We start from the raw sequence: 12,172 nt of genomic DNA, 5'->3' as shown, positions 1-12,172 counted from the left end.
ATCAGTTAGAGTATATCAAATAATGGCTGGCACATAATAGTTTGGAGCTATTCATGCAACAAGCATTTGAGTCACAATAGATTCGTCATCCTAGCGAGACCCTATGTGTAGAGTTCCTTGGGAGCGCTATACACAACAATTATGTCTCCTCTATAGATCAACGACAACGCACACACTTATTAGAGGATATAAAATCGTTAATTTACTTAACGGTAGTTTCCGGGACAGTACTTTGTGCAATTTATCGTTCATAGACCAGTTACAATCAATTCGCTGGCGTCAGTCGAGTGTTGGATACTTCTCTCTTGCTATGTATAAATGATAAGAAGCTTTAGCTACTTACTCTTCGAATTATGTTATACTCCATAAAAGAGAAAGGAGCATGCCAGTGTCTACATATGAGGATCGGATCGCCGCCTTGGAGCGCAAAGTATTGAACTTAGAGTTGCGTCGCCTCCATAACGAACAAAACGCAGAGAGAAACATGCCAGCAGAACTAGGCCGCACTCTGCAAGAGCTTAATGAGAATGGAACTATTCTTCTTGGTCTTTACACACGCCAGGCTGAGGATATCGCTGCAATCAAAGAAAATTTAAGCGATATCAAAGAAAACACTGAGCGGGTTGAAAATCGCCTGGATCGACTAGAAGCCAAGTTTGACGAGCATACCGCCCTGCTCACTCAGATACTGGCCCGCCTGCCTGAAAAACCGTAGCACTACAAGCAGCTTCTTTCATCAACTTTAAAAGCACCTGAGTTAGAGACTTAACCTAGGCGCTTTCTTTTTTGGCTTCTGTGCTTTGTTGTTTCAACTCTTGAAGCAAAACGTCTTTAATATCCGTAAATCTTGGCTCAAGGGTGATTGCCTGCTCATAGGCAGCCAAGGCCTCCTCTCGCCTCCCTAACTCTCGAAGGACATTCCCTTTATAGCCGTAGGCAAAAGCATTTTTTGGATCAAAGGCGATTGCCTGATCATAGGCAAGCAAGGCTTCCTCTCGTCTTTCTAACGCTACAAGCGCATACCCTTTGTTAATGTAGTCAGGAATTGATGATGGATTTTGCTTAATAGCCTGCTCATAAGCGGTCAGAGCCTCTTCTTGTCGTCCCAGCACGAGGAGGACATTTCCTTTGTTAACGTAGGCACCTACACTGGTTAGATCAAGGGCAATGGCCTGTTCATAAGCAGCCAGAGCTTCTTCCAGCCTTCCCAATGCTCGAAGGATACGACCTTTGTTATAATAAATACTAGTATCCTTTGAATCAAGGGCAATGGCCTGATCATAGGCGAGCAGGGCCTCCTCCCGCCTTCCTAACTCCCGAAGAGCATTTCCTTTGTAACCGTAGGCAAAGGCATTATTTGAATCAAGGGCGATGGCCTGATCATAGGCGGTTATGGCTTCTTCTCGCCTCCTTAGCGCTACAAGCGCACGTCCTTTGTTAATATAGGCAAGAACTGATGTTGGGTCTAGCTTAATAGAGTGCTCATAAGCAGCCAGAGCCTCTTGTTGTCGCCCCAGCGCAAGGAGAACATTTCCTTTGTTGATGTAGGCACCTACACTGGTTAGATCAAGGGCAATGGCCTGTTCATAAGCAGCCAGAGCTTCTTCTTGTCGCCCCAGCGCTCGAAGCACATTCCCCTTGTTATAGTGCAGACCAGTATCCTTTAAATCAAGAGCTATTGCCTGCTCATAGACTAACAGGGCTTCTTCTTGCCTCCCTAACTCTCGATACACCACCCCTTTATTTTTGTGAGCACCGATATGAGTTGGGTCTAAGGATATCGTTTGATTATAGGCAAGTAGGGCCTCCTCTCGTTTTCCTATCTCTCGGAGGATATTCCCTTTATTATAGTAGGCGACGGCATATGTTGGATCAAGGGTGATGGCCTGTTCGTAAGCAATCAAGGCGTCTTCTTTTCTCCCTAAATCATCCAGCACATTTCCTTTGTTGTTATAGATACCAGAATCATTTGGATTAAGTGAAGCAGCTTGTTCGTAGGCAAGCAAAGCCTCTTCTAGTCGCCCAAGTACTTTGAGCACCGCCCCTTTGTTATAGTAAGCAAGATCATCAGTTGGAGCTAGAGCTATAGCTTCCTCATAGGCGATAAGAGCTTCTTCTTTCTTACCTAACTTATGAAGCACATTGCCTTTGTTGCTGTAGATACCTGCATCAGTTGGATCAAGAGCTAGGGCCTGCTCATAGGCAAAAAGCGCTTCTTCTTCCCTCCCTAATTTACGGAGTACAATCCCTTTACTATTGTAGATACTGGCATCCGTGGGATCAAGTACAGCTGCCTGCTCATAGAGGAGTAACGCTTCCTCTTGCTTTCCTAAGTCTTGGAGCGAGAGGGCACGATTATAAAGATCGCTCTTTGATGGCTTGACAAATTGAGGAAACTCACGTGAATATGGATGCCCAATCAGATAAGCATGGATTGCCTGCAATTCCATCGCCACTTCCAACATCGTGGCTGGACGCATCTCCGGCTGGCGGTGGAAGCATTTACGAAGTAAGTTTGCCACTTCAGCAGGTATCTCAGGAATCTCTGGATGCTGTCTCTCACCATTCTCCAGTACCTCTGGTGCTCTCGCTCCCATCCCCCACGTAACTTTTCCCACAAACATCTCAAGCACTGAAACACCCCAACTCCAGATATCTGTCTTACGGCTAAGCGCCTGTCCCATTGCCTGCTCTGGCGAACAGTAAGCTAGTGTCATCCCACGTGAACTGACCAGGATACTCTGGTGCTCTTCCCCCTCCTCTACACTCTGCTCCCCGGCCAACACTCGCGCTTTTGCCAATCCGAAGTCTGTAACTTTGGCAACTCCCTGCCGTGTCAGCATGACATTGGAAGGTTTAATATCTTGATGAACCAACCCTTGTTCGTGAGCAGCGTGCAATCCCCACGCAAACTGAATAGAGATATCGAGTATGCGTTCTAGTATACGCTCTGGATCACCCTCATATAATCTTCTTCGATGGATCCAGTGAGCAAGGCTACCACCATCAACGTACTGGGCAAAAAGACGTGGAATGCCACCTAGAACTTTCACATAATCACAGCGGACAATATGAGGATGGTGTGCCAATTTGACCCAAGTTTCCGCCTCACGCATGAAGTTCTCTTTGCCATATGTTTGAGCAAAGATTTCTGGTTTGGGACTCTTGACGGCGAAGTAGGTATTCCAAGTAGGACGGTAAACTTTGTAAACGATACCCATACCCCCTTGGCCCAATATACCTTTCACTTCGTACGTGTCGAGGATAATATCACCAATGTGCCAGTCCTGCTTGTTCATTCTCATGCCCCTTTTAAGAAGAGCTTTTTTGCTTGATTGTAACATAAAAAGCACCTGGATCTGAAACGTTCCAGGTGCTTTCTTTGCTCTCTTCTAGAGATTGTGGCTGCGAAGTAGTTCCTGTGTGTGTTCAACTGCTTGCCGCAATTGAGGTGTGGCCTGGCGTATAGCTTGCGCTACAATATCTATCTCTCCATAGCGGCTCAAAATATCGATTATGCGCTCCTCGAAGCTCACACGTTGTCCCTGTGGACCCGTAGTCATATCACAATAGTTGAGCGCTTCAGCAACTGGCGACTGTTCACGAGGGAATTGTGCAAGTTCGCTTTCAAGCCCTCGTAAGCGGGCTTCAAATTGGGCCTCCGAATGGTGAGCAACGAGGGAAGCCAGGCGCTCATATCCCAGTGATCGTAAATAATTGGCTCCATCGATGGGATGAAAACCTGTTGTATTGAGCTCTGGAGCATATCCAATATCATGCAGATAGGCAGCTGCTATGAGATACTCCCCTTCGCTTTCATCAAATACTTGGCTTACCCAGTGGGCTTGTTCTACTACGTTTTGTACATGGAGCCAACGATTCCCTAAAGAGCTAATAAAATACGTTGCCTGTTGGGCAGCCCATTCTAGAATGTTGTTCATGTATCCTCTTTTTTCATGAGAAGCACCTGGATCAGTAACGTTACTGATCCAGGTGTTTTGTTCTTACTCTATCGAGAGAAAAGCTATAGATATGACTCCCAGTATTAACCCTATGCCCTGGTAAACATTTATTTTCTCGTTGTAGAGAAAGTAGGCCACGGCAACAGCGCCAATAGCAGAAAGGACAGAGAACAAAACTGCCCCTTTTCCTAATTCGGCTCCCGTGCGCAGGCTAATGAGCCATGCTGTATTGGCTGCAATAAAACCGATGATAGATAGAATTGCAAAGGTATATTTACCACTTAAGGCAAATTGCTTTGCCAGGATATCAGCGATCAATTCAAATGCTACAAGTAGTAAAAGAAACCAAAGCCATTTAGGTGGTACCGCCAGCCATTCCCTTAGCATCTTACTGGTCTATCCTTTCTCGCTTTTCACGCACGCAATTTTGAAACGCACGCACAATAGGAGATGGGTTATAGTGCTCTAGATCTAACTCCCAGGCATTCTCTGCAATATCGTATCGGGGACTAAAGTATAGTTTTCTGATCATCCTCAGGCCATCGTTTTCCTCTCCCATGTTTCCAGCTGCTCCCAATGCGAAGGCGTAGAGCTTGCGTATGTTTATTTCTGGATGATCACACCAGTAACTTATAACGCTTTGCAGTAGCCGGTTAAAAAAGTGTCTCTTAGCGGGTCTAATGACACACGATGCGACGTAACAAGAATATTCATTTCCAGGCTCATAGCCCAAAACATGTTCCGAGTAGATCTCTTGTTCTGTCATTTCATCGCGCAAAATCTTGAAAATATCTTTCTCTTGCATGGGAAGCAAGGTAAGGCATCCCCAAATATCCTTACGGTTATTTGCATCGAAAATGACACGTATTGCTGTCTGGTTTTTCTGCCACCATTGGTAGGTGATATTTGGAGGAGCCGAATTCTCAATACCATAAACTTCGCAGTCGAGAGCAAAGATATAGGGTAAGTCTTCCTTAGTACACCAGTCCGTTCCAGCATCACTTTTTGACTCAGTTTTTGCTTCGTTGGCCTTGGTCCGTGGCTTTCTACTCTCTCGACGCTTATGAAGTTCTTCTTTGACTCTTAAGATATCCTCATAGTTATACTCATAACGATCTTTACCTCCGCCCTCAGTCTCTCGCCGCTCTATATTTCTTGATTCGACGTAGTAGAAGAACGACTGTCGAGGCACTTGTAGCAACTCAGCCCCCTCTTTAGAGAATACATATTTCCCTTGCTTATCTTCCTGACTCATTCTTGCCCACCCTTTTCTCAAATTTGACTCGTACCACAATATTATAGTCAAAAAAATACATATAATCAATACTGTCTAAAAATATGTACTTTGAGTCAATATTTGAGTTAATTATAAATTTTTAGTCAGAAAGTATTGGCAACTGCTTTCCTGACTGTTTATAATTTGATTGTAGCAAATTTGAGTCAGAAATAAAATTTGACTCAAATACAGGCAGGACTTTAACAACGGAAATATGGATTCACTACCGAGTGAGCGCTGGCGCGTGCGTGTTCACGGCGTGCTGGGCTGGCTAATGGGGTCAGACAATGGAAGCTCAGGCTTCTATCGTATGTTGCAAAGCAGCGATTACGCCCACGGTAGCACGCGGCTGGTCAGGCCGTTCACAAGCACTGGCAAGGAAGAGGAAAGGAGGGTATCAACGCTTCCCCTGGTGCTTGTGCAAACTTCCCCTTTTAAAGGTTGAGTTCTGGCAGTTCTCACGAGGTGCTAGAACTGAGCCCAACAGGAGGCTCAGCTAGTTTTCACAAGGAGGTACATCAGCAATGAGCAATGGCGACCCAGGAGAAAGCACCGCCTTTTGCTCTGAGCTCCCATCTCTTGAAGAAGTGAGCCAGGTCTTACAGCATCTGGGTTTTCGCCTGGTTCGCCAGATGAGGGCAAAGACATGGAAGCACGTTTCCCCACTCCCAGCCCAGTACCACTACCGTCATCAAGCAGATGAGACGTGCGAAGTGATCTTTCTGGCTGGTGAGGATCACGACGACGATGAGCACACGTTACCCACGCATCAATCGCGCTTCTTTGGCTGGTCAGGACGTGACCAACATTTGTACCAGCGTGTCCAGTCAGAGCTTTCCCAGCACTGGCCGCTGACATGGCAGGCTTCGGCCTAGCACGATTTTTAGGAGGATCACCGCCTATGGCAATCACATCACAGCAGTTAACCCAGGTCGAGCAGCTTCGTAAGAACATCCTCGATACCGTCAATCAAGGGGTCGAGGATGAGTACCTGCTGGCAACCTACAACGGTCTCCTGCGGCATCTTGATAAGCGTCTCCCGGCGATTAAGCATCGCGTCGAGGGTAACTCTTACAAGAACGAAAGCCGCGAAATTGTCCGTCGCCAGCGCCAGGCACGCGGCCAGAAAACTGGTGCTTCTTCTGGCAAGGCGCAAGGTTCCGCGCAAAAAACGGCTTAGTTTGTTCTCGGTTTTCCTCGGGGGGTTTCGTCGCAGTGATTTCGCAGTCACCTCGCAGGAGCCCCCGGTTCTGAGCTCAAAAAGCCGCTTTTTTGTGGTACGGAGTAGGCACGCTACAACACATTTAATTTTTTTCGCTCACTTTTCCTGATGGTTTTCCATCACATTTTCCAGTGAAAGGACACACGGAATATGGCACGAAAGCTTGCAGGGTTTCGCGATTGGGTCGGCTCACAGTGGCGGCGAATGGGCGGTGGGTTCAACCAGCGGAATCAGAGCCGGCGCAATTATCCTCTCCCTGACCCCAAAGAGGATCCCGAGACCCCGCGTACGACCTCGGAACGTCTTGAGCAACGCTTCGAGGATATGATGCAAGAGATCGACCAACTCAGCCAGAACCACTATAGTCTGGAAGAACATGCCGAGTATAGTTGGATCGTGCTGGTGCGCCTGGTCGTTCCTCTCATTTTCTTCCTCTCCTTTGGTTATGAGGATGGCCTCTTCATGACAGGCTTTCGCGATTTCTCCTGGGAACGCTTCATCCTGATCATGCATGTCATTGGCTACGCGCTGGAGGGCTTGCGTGTGGCGATGGTGTACTCGATGAACTTCAGCAAGTCCGAAGAGCGCAAGAAAGCCTACAAAGCGCAGCTGATCATTTGGGCCGTGATGAGTCTGGGCTGTGGCGTTGCCCAGCTGGCATCAGCCATCGTTATTCAGGCGCTTGGTGGTGATCAGTCAGTGGCAGGCGATAGCGCGATTGCCCAGGGCGCGAAGGCAATCATGGCCACCATTCCCTGGTTGGTCTATGCAGCCATCGCCATTCGCGTGGTCCTCTGTGCGGTCGCTGACTGGGCCTGTAGTGGACACCTGCACAAGAAGAAGGAGACCATCGAGCAGAAAGTTGCCAAAATCACGACCAGGGCCACCAACCTCTCAACCGTCATCCAATCGCAGATTAACGCCCAGTCGATGATCGATAACGCAAGGCAATTTCAAGCGATGGTTCAGAACCAGCGCGAGGAGTTGCAGGAGCTGCGCGCCCAACAAAAGACGGTGTTCGACGTGGTCTTTCAAGCTGGGATGCGTCAAATCAATCGCGTCGCAGAGGAGATGCCTGAAGATGATGCCTAGGAAGTGAGGTGAGCGCGCATGCCGAAACGGCGCTACTGCCAGTACACCCTTGAGGATACGCAACGGGCCATCCAGCACCAGCAGCGGCAACTAGGCGTGCGCATTCTTCCTGGCTCCGCCTCAAGCAATGGGCGGCGTATCCGCATCTACTCCGAGAAGCACCGGCGCGAACTGTGGGTCGTCATCCTGGCCCGCTCGTCGGATTGGTATACGTATAGTTTGAACACCTATAACAGCGGCATGGAAGCGGCAGTAGTGGGGACGCACGACAGTTGCCTCTCAGTCCCCGTCCTGGCCATGGATAGCCTGGAATGGTACGAGCCCTACAAAACTCGTTTTGAGCAATCGCTTCCTCCCGCCAAAGATTTTCACCTTCCCGATAAACCTGATAAATTTGACCGGCTCCGGCGCGGCCACTATGGGCATTGCGTCTTTATTGGAGCCCTCATTGTTGGCCGCAAGGAGGCTGTAGAGCGTTTAATGAAGCTTCCCGAGCGCACACGCTTTGACCTGGAAGCGGAGGTAAAACGCCTACGGCACCGGCGACCAGGTCGTCCCTTGAAGCTATGGGATAGCGAAGAAAAAGGAGAAGCTTAACATGAGTAGCGAACTCTTAACCGTTTCTGAAGTCGCTCGTATCCTACGCGTCGATGATGCCACCGTGCGCCGTTGGGTCAAGCAGGGCACGCTAGAGGCGGTCGTCTTACCGCATGTGAATGCCCATCAGGCGTACAGGATCAAGCGCGAAGCACTTAATAAGGTTCTTTCCAGTAGCTCGGCCTCTTAGCACAGTTCTTACAAAAAAGACAAAAAAACGCGGCTCTCTGAGACCTGTTTGGCGACATGGCAGAGATAGACCGCGTGTGTGAACCTTGAAGCCCACATGTTCAGAATAGTATAACATGTGGGCTTTCCTTTGGGAAGGAGACCCCACCATGCCTATGCTTCAGTTGAACGGTCCGGCGACGTTTATTGTCGCGGTTGGTTTCGTACTTGGTGTGATTCTTTTCGTGTGTTGGTATACCGATACAGGCCCGAGGAGTAAGGGGATAAGCATTCCCTTTCTGTTCCTGGGCGTGCTGATCATTATCGCGGCCCTCTGGCTCTCGCTCTCGCCCCAGGTGCTTCCGAAATTGCCTACATTCAATCCGCTTCCAGGGCAAACAACCCTCTCCAGCTCCGAGAGGATCACGGGCAAGCCCACGATCACAGCACAGCAGATTGATAGCATTCTTGCTCAAGCAGGATCACCCGCGAAGGGGCTAGGGTCCCTCTTCTATGACATTGGCGTCAATGCCGGTATCAACCCCGCCTATGCGCTGGCTTTCTTCCATCATGAGTCAAGCTACGGGCTTCGCGGCGTCGCGGCACTGACCCACTCGATCGGCAACATCATTTGCACCAGGGGCTGGCCGCGATGTATCGGGCGCTTCCGCTCCTACACCACCTGGTCAGATAGCCTTATGGACTGGTACCGACTGATCAAAAATGAGTACCTGCCTCAAGGCTGGAATACGCTGACAACCATCATCGCGCACTATGCGCCCGCTACGGACGGGAATAGCGAGCAGGCTTATGTGCAGGCAGTGAGTAGCGACGTACAGCGCTGGTCTCGCGGGCTGGTGTAGCTCATGGCTCGAGCAACCCGACGTTCCTCTTCTCATGGTCCTGGGCGCAACCATGCCCAGGCCACGGTCTTTTATCGCAAGCCCTTTGACATGATGACTCCTGAAGAGGGCCAACGTTGGCTAGAGGGCTTGCGCGACCAGTTAGTACGCAAACAGCAGCGCGAACGGGCCTATCTGGATAGGAGAGCGGCGCGTGGCACTCATACCCCAACAGACGACGCTTATGAAGCTGATCAGATCCTTGAAAGCGAACTGATTAGCCTTCTTGATAGGCTTCTTGAGGAAGCTAGAAAAGGGGAACATGAGCCATGAGTGAGCAGCTATGGATTGTACTTCTTGATCAGCTGGCACAGGCACAGCAACAGACACCGCGCCTTTGTGTTGGGTGCTGGTACAAACAGCACACACTTCCTTTTCCTTCACAAGCCTCTTCGTGCCTTTGCTCGACGTGTGCGATTGAAACCAGAAAGCGAGATCACAGCCATGATGTGGCGACGCAGGCGCATGTATCCCCCTTGCTGGAAAGCCCTTTCTACAGCATGTAAAGCGCGTGCGCAGTGGCAATGTGAGATATGCGGCGTGCATCAGCAGGCCACACGACGTAGTAAGCGCACTGGGAAGCCCTATATCGTGTGGCTGCACGCGGCCCACATCAAACTGCACGATACGCTCAACTCCCAGCCCGCTTTGTTGTGTCTCTGCCCATCCTGCCATGGGTACTATGATTTCTTGCTTCGCTTACGTGAGCAGGGTATTCGCCTGGAGCGCATCAAACACCGGCGAGAGATACGAAAGCGTATCGCTTCTCTCGTCTCGCGAGCAGCATAAATGTGTTTCGGCCTTCTTGCACTGTTGAGAGGGCCTCTTGATACAGGAGCATGCTATGAAGCAACACAAACTTCCCCCTGGTTATGCAGTCGTCCAGATCGATGGCGAATGGTACCCCATCAAGATTGAAAAACTGTACCCAGAAGAGTTCATCGCGCTTGAGCATATCTATGATGACGACATCATCCAACAGGCCCGCTTTTCACGGCGACAAGATGCCATTGATGCCTGCCTTCGCCATGAGTGTGAAGAGGCACAACATGAACACGTCAGGTGGTTCTGGTTGGCAGTGCGCAGCGATGTCTACCCAGATCGCTGTGCCCACTACATAGATGAGATCGAGACACTCACTGGCATGAAGCCACATATCAGCTATGACTACGGTGGCACTCCCTACAGTATAAGCGCAGTGGTCCATGTGTATGGCAGTCGGTGTCCTCACTGTCAGGCCTGGCTTGATGGATGCTACAGCTATGGCCTGACCATTGATGAGGCATTAGCGCAGGCCGTGCAAGAGGTCTATGCGTCGCGCTGTCGCTGTCAGCGCATTGTTGAAGAGCACATGCAGGCGGCTGCCTAGAAGGGAAAACGAATGCAGTACATCACACTCGCTATGAACCCCTTCATCATTCTGGCCGTCCTGGTCTGGTTTATGATCCTTGCTTCCATCTGTTCCCGTAGCGGACGCAGACGACGCACACGCAAGGCTCAGGCGCGCATGTGGCGAGAAGCAGAAGCGCGAGGAGAGATTTCTATCCTTGATGATCGTGGCTCAGATCGTCCCACCCTCGCCATGAAGAGGGGTCGTGATTAGTACAGTACCGTATGTTAATCAGCCCTTATAGCGCCTGCTATGAGGGCTTTTCTCTTAAAAGGGCAGGAGAGTATGACAGAAGAACAATTAAAGCTAGGTGATCGTGTGCAGGTTGTCGATCAATGGCCCAAAGGAGCCAAGGGAAAAATTACCCAGTTTGTGCATGATCGTTCGTATGCAGAAAGTTTAGTGAAGGTTGTCTTTGACCGCCCCCATCGTTTAAAAGGCACTAGCTACCCATCTTCCTGGTATAAGCCCAGCAAGCTTCAGCGCATCTAGGCCCTACACTCAGTGATATAACCAGCCCTTATAGCACTTGTTATAAGGGCCCTTTTTTTGCCCCTTGTAGATTAGCCCCTTGTAGATTAGCCCCTTGTAGATTAGTGCCTCGCAAGTCTGTATCTTGTAGATTAGCGCCTCGCAAATCAACTCCTTGCAAATTAGCGCCTCGCAAATCAACTCCTTGTAAATTAGCGCCTCGCAAGTTAGAACTTTCCAAATCAGCCGATTGAATCTCAGCATACTCCAGATGTGCTCCTTGCAGATTAGAATATCCTATTTGAGCCCAATTTAAGCGGGCATATTCTAGATGTGCTCCTTGCAAATTAGCCAAATCCATGTATGCCGTTTCTAAGTCTGCATTTTGTAAATCTGCATTTCCCAGGTTTGCCTGATATAAAGCAGCCCTAAGCAATCCTGCCCTTTGTAAATTAGCATTTTGTAAATCAACTCCTGTTAGGATTGCCCCTTTTAGATCAATTCGCATTAAGTCAGCTTGTTCCAAGTTGGCTTCGGTCAAATCTATAATCGCGTAGTAAAATCCACGATGGTTGCTATACTCCTTGTTAATTAGTTCTGCATCTAGAAGAAAGCGTAACAATATTCCTTTTCGCTCGCCATTAAGTCTTCTCAAAGCTGTTAAAGTCTTGGCGCGAGCAACTTGCCTTACTTCATCATCCCTTTGTGATTGACCTAACTTATATGTCAACAACAAAGTGCTCATATCATCAAGATAAGTTTTTAACACTACTTCTTGTTGCTGATCATCGATGTTTTGCTGATCATTTTTGTGTTGCACTTGGCTTATTTGAAGACTTGTCTCGCTTTGTTGATAGCTAAACCAGATTGTGCCAGCTGCCACAACAACTGGAATTGCAAGAGCGGCAAGTAGTTGTAACCAGTCCCACAATGTTTTGCCTGAAAATCCAGTCCAGGCAACTCGAAATTTTTTAGGTGGCAATGCTAGAGATTGTTGACGTTTGGCCTGGAGGTGTGCAAGGTGTTGGGCAATAGCTTGTTTCCCATTTAGTGAGGTAACTAGCTGTTGTTGATGTGCAGTGCTCACATTCT

The 12,172-nt window shown here is 49.0% G+C and carries 18 protein-coding genes; 13 read left to right on the top strand and 5 right to left on the bottom strand.

The genetic code is table 11. From position 1 onward, the window contains the following. Positions 1 to 382 precede the first annotated feature (382 nt). Positions 383 to 715: a hypothetical protein gene (locus KTE_RS23420; RefSeq protein WP_201385176.1), complete on the top strand. Its 333-nt coding sequence runs from the start codon at positions 383 to 385 to the stop codon at positions 713 to 715. A gap of 55 nt (positions 716 to 770) precedes the next feature. Here KTE_RS23420 and KTE_RS23415 read toward each other — a convergent pair whose 3' ends face one another. The 4 genes from KTE_RS23415 to KTE_RS23400 form a co-directional block, all read right to left on the bottom strand. After that, on the bottom strand, positions 771 to 3,299 hold the full coding sequence (locus tag KTE_RS23415; protein WP_236600539.1) for a serine/threonine-protein kinase: 2,529 nt from the start codon (positions 3,297 to 3,299) through the stop codon (positions 771 to 773). 93 nt (positions 3,300 to 3,392) lie between these two features. Further along, the gene (locus KTE_RS23410) at positions 3,393 to 3,941 is read right to left on the bottom strand and encodes an HD domain-containing protein (RefSeq protein WP_201385172.1); all 549 of its coding nucleotides are present in this window, start codon (positions 3,939 to 3,941) and stop codon (positions 3,393 to 3,395) included. A gap of 63 nt (positions 3,942 to 4,004) precedes the next feature. After that, complete coding sequence (locus KTE_RS23405) at positions 4,005 to 4,349, bottom strand: hypothetical protein (protein WP_201385170.1); 345 nt, start codon at positions 4,347 to 4,349, stop codon at positions 4,005 to 4,007. 1 nt (position 4,350) lies between these two features. Further along, positions 4,351 to 5,217, bottom strand: a complete 867-nt coding sequence (locus tag KTE_RS23400) for a hypothetical protein (protein ID WP_201385168.1) — start codon at positions 5,215 to 5,217, stop codon at positions 4,351 to 4,353. A 235-nt stretch (positions 5,218 to 5,452) separates the two neighbouring features. Here KTE_RS23400 and KTE_RS23395 point away from each other — a divergent pair, with 235 nt between their 5' ends. The 12 genes from KTE_RS23395 (at position 5,453) to KTE_RS23340 (ending at position 11,101) form a co-directional block, all read left to right on the top strand. Next, on the top strand, positions 5,453 to 5,683 hold the full coding sequence (locus KTE_RS23395) for a hypothetical protein (protein WP_201385166.1): 231 nt from the start codon (positions 5,453 to 5,455) through the stop codon (positions 5,681 to 5,683). A 79-nt stretch (positions 5,684 to 5,762) separates the two neighbouring features. After that, on the top strand, positions 5,763 to 6,113 hold the full coding sequence (locus KTE_RS23390; protein WP_201385164.1) for a hypothetical protein: 351 nt from the start codon (positions 5,763 to 5,765) through the stop codon (positions 6,111 to 6,113). A 26-nt stretch (positions 6,114 to 6,139) separates the two neighbouring features. After that, positions 6,140 to 6,418 carry a hypothetical protein gene (locus KTE_RS23385; protein WP_201385162.1) on the top strand — a complete coding sequence of 93 codons (279 nt, stop codon included), beginning with the start codon at positions 6,140 to 6,142 and terminating at the stop codon, positions 6,416 to 6,418. 192 nt (positions 6,419 to 6,610) lie between these two features. Then, entirely contained in the window at positions 6,611 to 7,552 is a 942-nt protein-coding gene (locus tag KTE_RS23380) for an ABC transporter permease (RefSeq protein WP_201385160.1), read from the top strand. A gap of 18 nt (positions 7,553 to 7,570) precedes the next feature. Beyond that, positions 7,571 to 8,149 (top strand): hypothetical protein, encoded by a 579-nt coding sequence (locus tag KTE_RS23375; RefSeq protein WP_201385158.1) that lies wholly within the window; start codon positions 7,571 to 7,573, stop codon positions 8,147 to 8,149. A gap of 1 nt (position 8,150) precedes the next feature. Beyond that, positions 8,151 to 8,339, top strand: coding sequence for a helix-turn-helix domain-containing protein (locus tag KTE_RS23370; protein WP_201385156.1), 189 nt, complete (start codon positions 8,151 to 8,153; stop codon positions 8,337 to 8,339). 148 nt (positions 8,340 to 8,487) lie between these two features. Continuing rightward, entirely contained in the window at positions 8,488 to 9,180 is a 693-nt protein-coding gene (locus KTE_RS23365; protein WP_201385154.1) for a glucosaminidase domain-containing protein, read from the top strand. A 3-nt stretch (positions 9,181 to 9,183) separates the two neighbouring features. Continuing rightward, positions 9,184 to 9,492 carry a hypothetical protein gene (locus tag KTE_RS23360; RefSeq protein WP_201385152.1) on the top strand — a complete coding sequence of 103 codons (309 nt, stop codon included), beginning with the start codon at positions 9,184 to 9,186 and terminating at the stop codon, positions 9,490 to 9,492. A 171-nt stretch (positions 9,493 to 9,663) separates the two neighbouring features. After that, positions 9,664 to 10,008, top strand: a complete 345-nt coding sequence (locus tag KTE_RS23355; protein WP_201385150.1) for a hypothetical protein — start codon at positions 9,664 to 9,666, stop codon at positions 10,006 to 10,008. Between the two features lie 55 nt (positions 10,009 to 10,063). Next, a complete protein-coding gene (locus KTE_RS23350) occupies positions 10,064 to 10,588 on the top strand; it encodes a hypothetical protein (protein ID WP_201385147.1) in 525 nt (174 codons plus the stop codon). A gap of 12 nt (positions 10,589 to 10,600) precedes the next feature. Beyond that, positions 10,601 to 10,822 carry a hypothetical protein gene (locus KTE_RS23345; protein ID WP_201385145.1) on the top strand — a complete coding sequence of 74 codons (222 nt, stop codon included), beginning with the start codon at positions 10,601 to 10,603 and terminating at the stop codon, positions 10,820 to 10,822. A 72-nt stretch (positions 10,823 to 10,894) separates the two neighbouring features. Next, positions 10,895 to 11,101 carry a hypothetical protein gene (locus tag KTE_RS23340; RefSeq protein ID WP_201385143.1) on the top strand — a complete coding sequence of 69 codons (207 nt, stop codon included), beginning with the start codon at positions 10,895 to 10,897 and terminating at the stop codon, positions 11,099 to 11,101. Positions 11,102 to 11,141: 40 nt separating this feature from the next. Here KTE_RS23340 and KTE_RS23335 read toward each other — a convergent pair whose 3' ends face one another. After that, positions 11,142 to 12,167, bottom strand: a complete 1,026-nt coding sequence (locus KTE_RS23335) for a pentapeptide repeat-containing protein (RefSeq protein ID WP_201385141.1) — start codon at positions 12,165 to 12,167, stop codon at positions 11,142 to 11,144. Positions 12,168 to 12,172: the final 5 nt, after the last annotated feature.

The sequence above is a fragment of the Ktedonobacter sp. SOSP1-85 genome (assembly GCF_016587415.1).
GTDB lineage: Bacteria > Chloroflexota > Ktedonobacteria > Ktedonobacterales > Ktedonobacteraceae > Ktedonobacter.
This window is presented reverse-complemented; position numbering and strand designations above follow the sequence as displayed.

Coding starts and splice junctions, on each gene's coding strand:
- KTE_RS23420 (WP_201385176.1), top strand. CDS start 383: ATGCCAGTGTCTACATATGAGGATCGGATCGCCGCCTTGGAGCGCAAA.
- KTE_RS23415 (WP_236600539.1), bottom strand. CDS start 3,299: ATGAACAAGCAGGACTGGCACATTGGTGATATTATCCTCGACACGTAC.
- KTE_RS23410 (WP_201385172.1), bottom strand. CDS start 3,941: ATGAACAACATTCTAGAATGGGCTGCCCAACAGGCAACGTATTTTATT.
- KTE_RS23405 (WP_201385170.1), bottom strand. CDS start 4,349: ATGCTAAGGGAATGGCTGGCGGTACCACCTAAATGGCTTTGGTTTCTT.
- KTE_RS23400 (WP_201385168.1), bottom strand. CDS start 5,217: ATGAGTCAGGAAGATAAGCAAGGGAAATATGTATTCTCTAAAGAGGGG.
- KTE_RS23395 (WP_201385166.1), top strand. CDS start 5,453: ATGGATTCACTACCGAGTGAGCGCTGGCGCGTGCGTGTTCACGGCGTG.
- KTE_RS23390 (WP_201385164.1), top strand. CDS start 5,763: ATGAGCAATGGCGACCCAGGAGAAAGCACCGCCTTTTGCTCTGAGCTC.
- KTE_RS23385 (WP_201385162.1), top strand. CDS start 6,140: ATGGCAATCACATCACAGCAGTTAACCCAGGTCGAGCAGCTTCGTAAG.
- KTE_RS23380 (WP_201385160.1), top strand. CDS start 6,611: ATGGCACGAAAGCTTGCAGGGTTTCGCGATTGGGTCGGCTCACAGTGG.
- KTE_RS23375 (WP_201385158.1), top strand. CDS start 7,571: ATGCCGAAACGGCGCTACTGCCAGTACACCCTTGAGGATACGCAACGG.
- KTE_RS23370 (WP_201385156.1), top strand. CDS start 8,151: ATGAGTAGCGAACTCTTAACCGTTTCTGAAGTCGCTCGTATCCTACGC.
- KTE_RS23365 (WP_201385154.1), top strand. CDS start 8,488: ATGCCTATGCTTCAGTTGAACGGTCCGGCGACGTTTATTGTCGCGGTT.
- KTE_RS23360 (WP_201385152.1), top strand. CDS start 9,184: ATGGCTCGAGCAACCCGACGTTCCTCTTCTCATGGTCCTGGGCGCAAC.
- KTE_RS23355 (WP_201385150.1), top strand. CDS start 9,664: ATGATGTGGCGACGCAGGCGCATGTATCCCCCTTGCTGGAAAGCCCTT.
- KTE_RS23350 (WP_201385147.1), top strand. CDS start 10,064: ATGAAGCAACACAAACTTCCCCCTGGTTATGCAGTCGTCCAGATCGAT.
- KTE_RS23345 (WP_201385145.1), top strand. CDS start 10,601: ATGCAGTACATCACACTCGCTATGAACCCCTTCATCATTCTGGCCGTC.
- KTE_RS23340 (WP_201385143.1), top strand. CDS start 10,895: ATGACAGAAGAACAATTAAAGCTAGGTGATCGTGTGCAGGTTGTCGAT.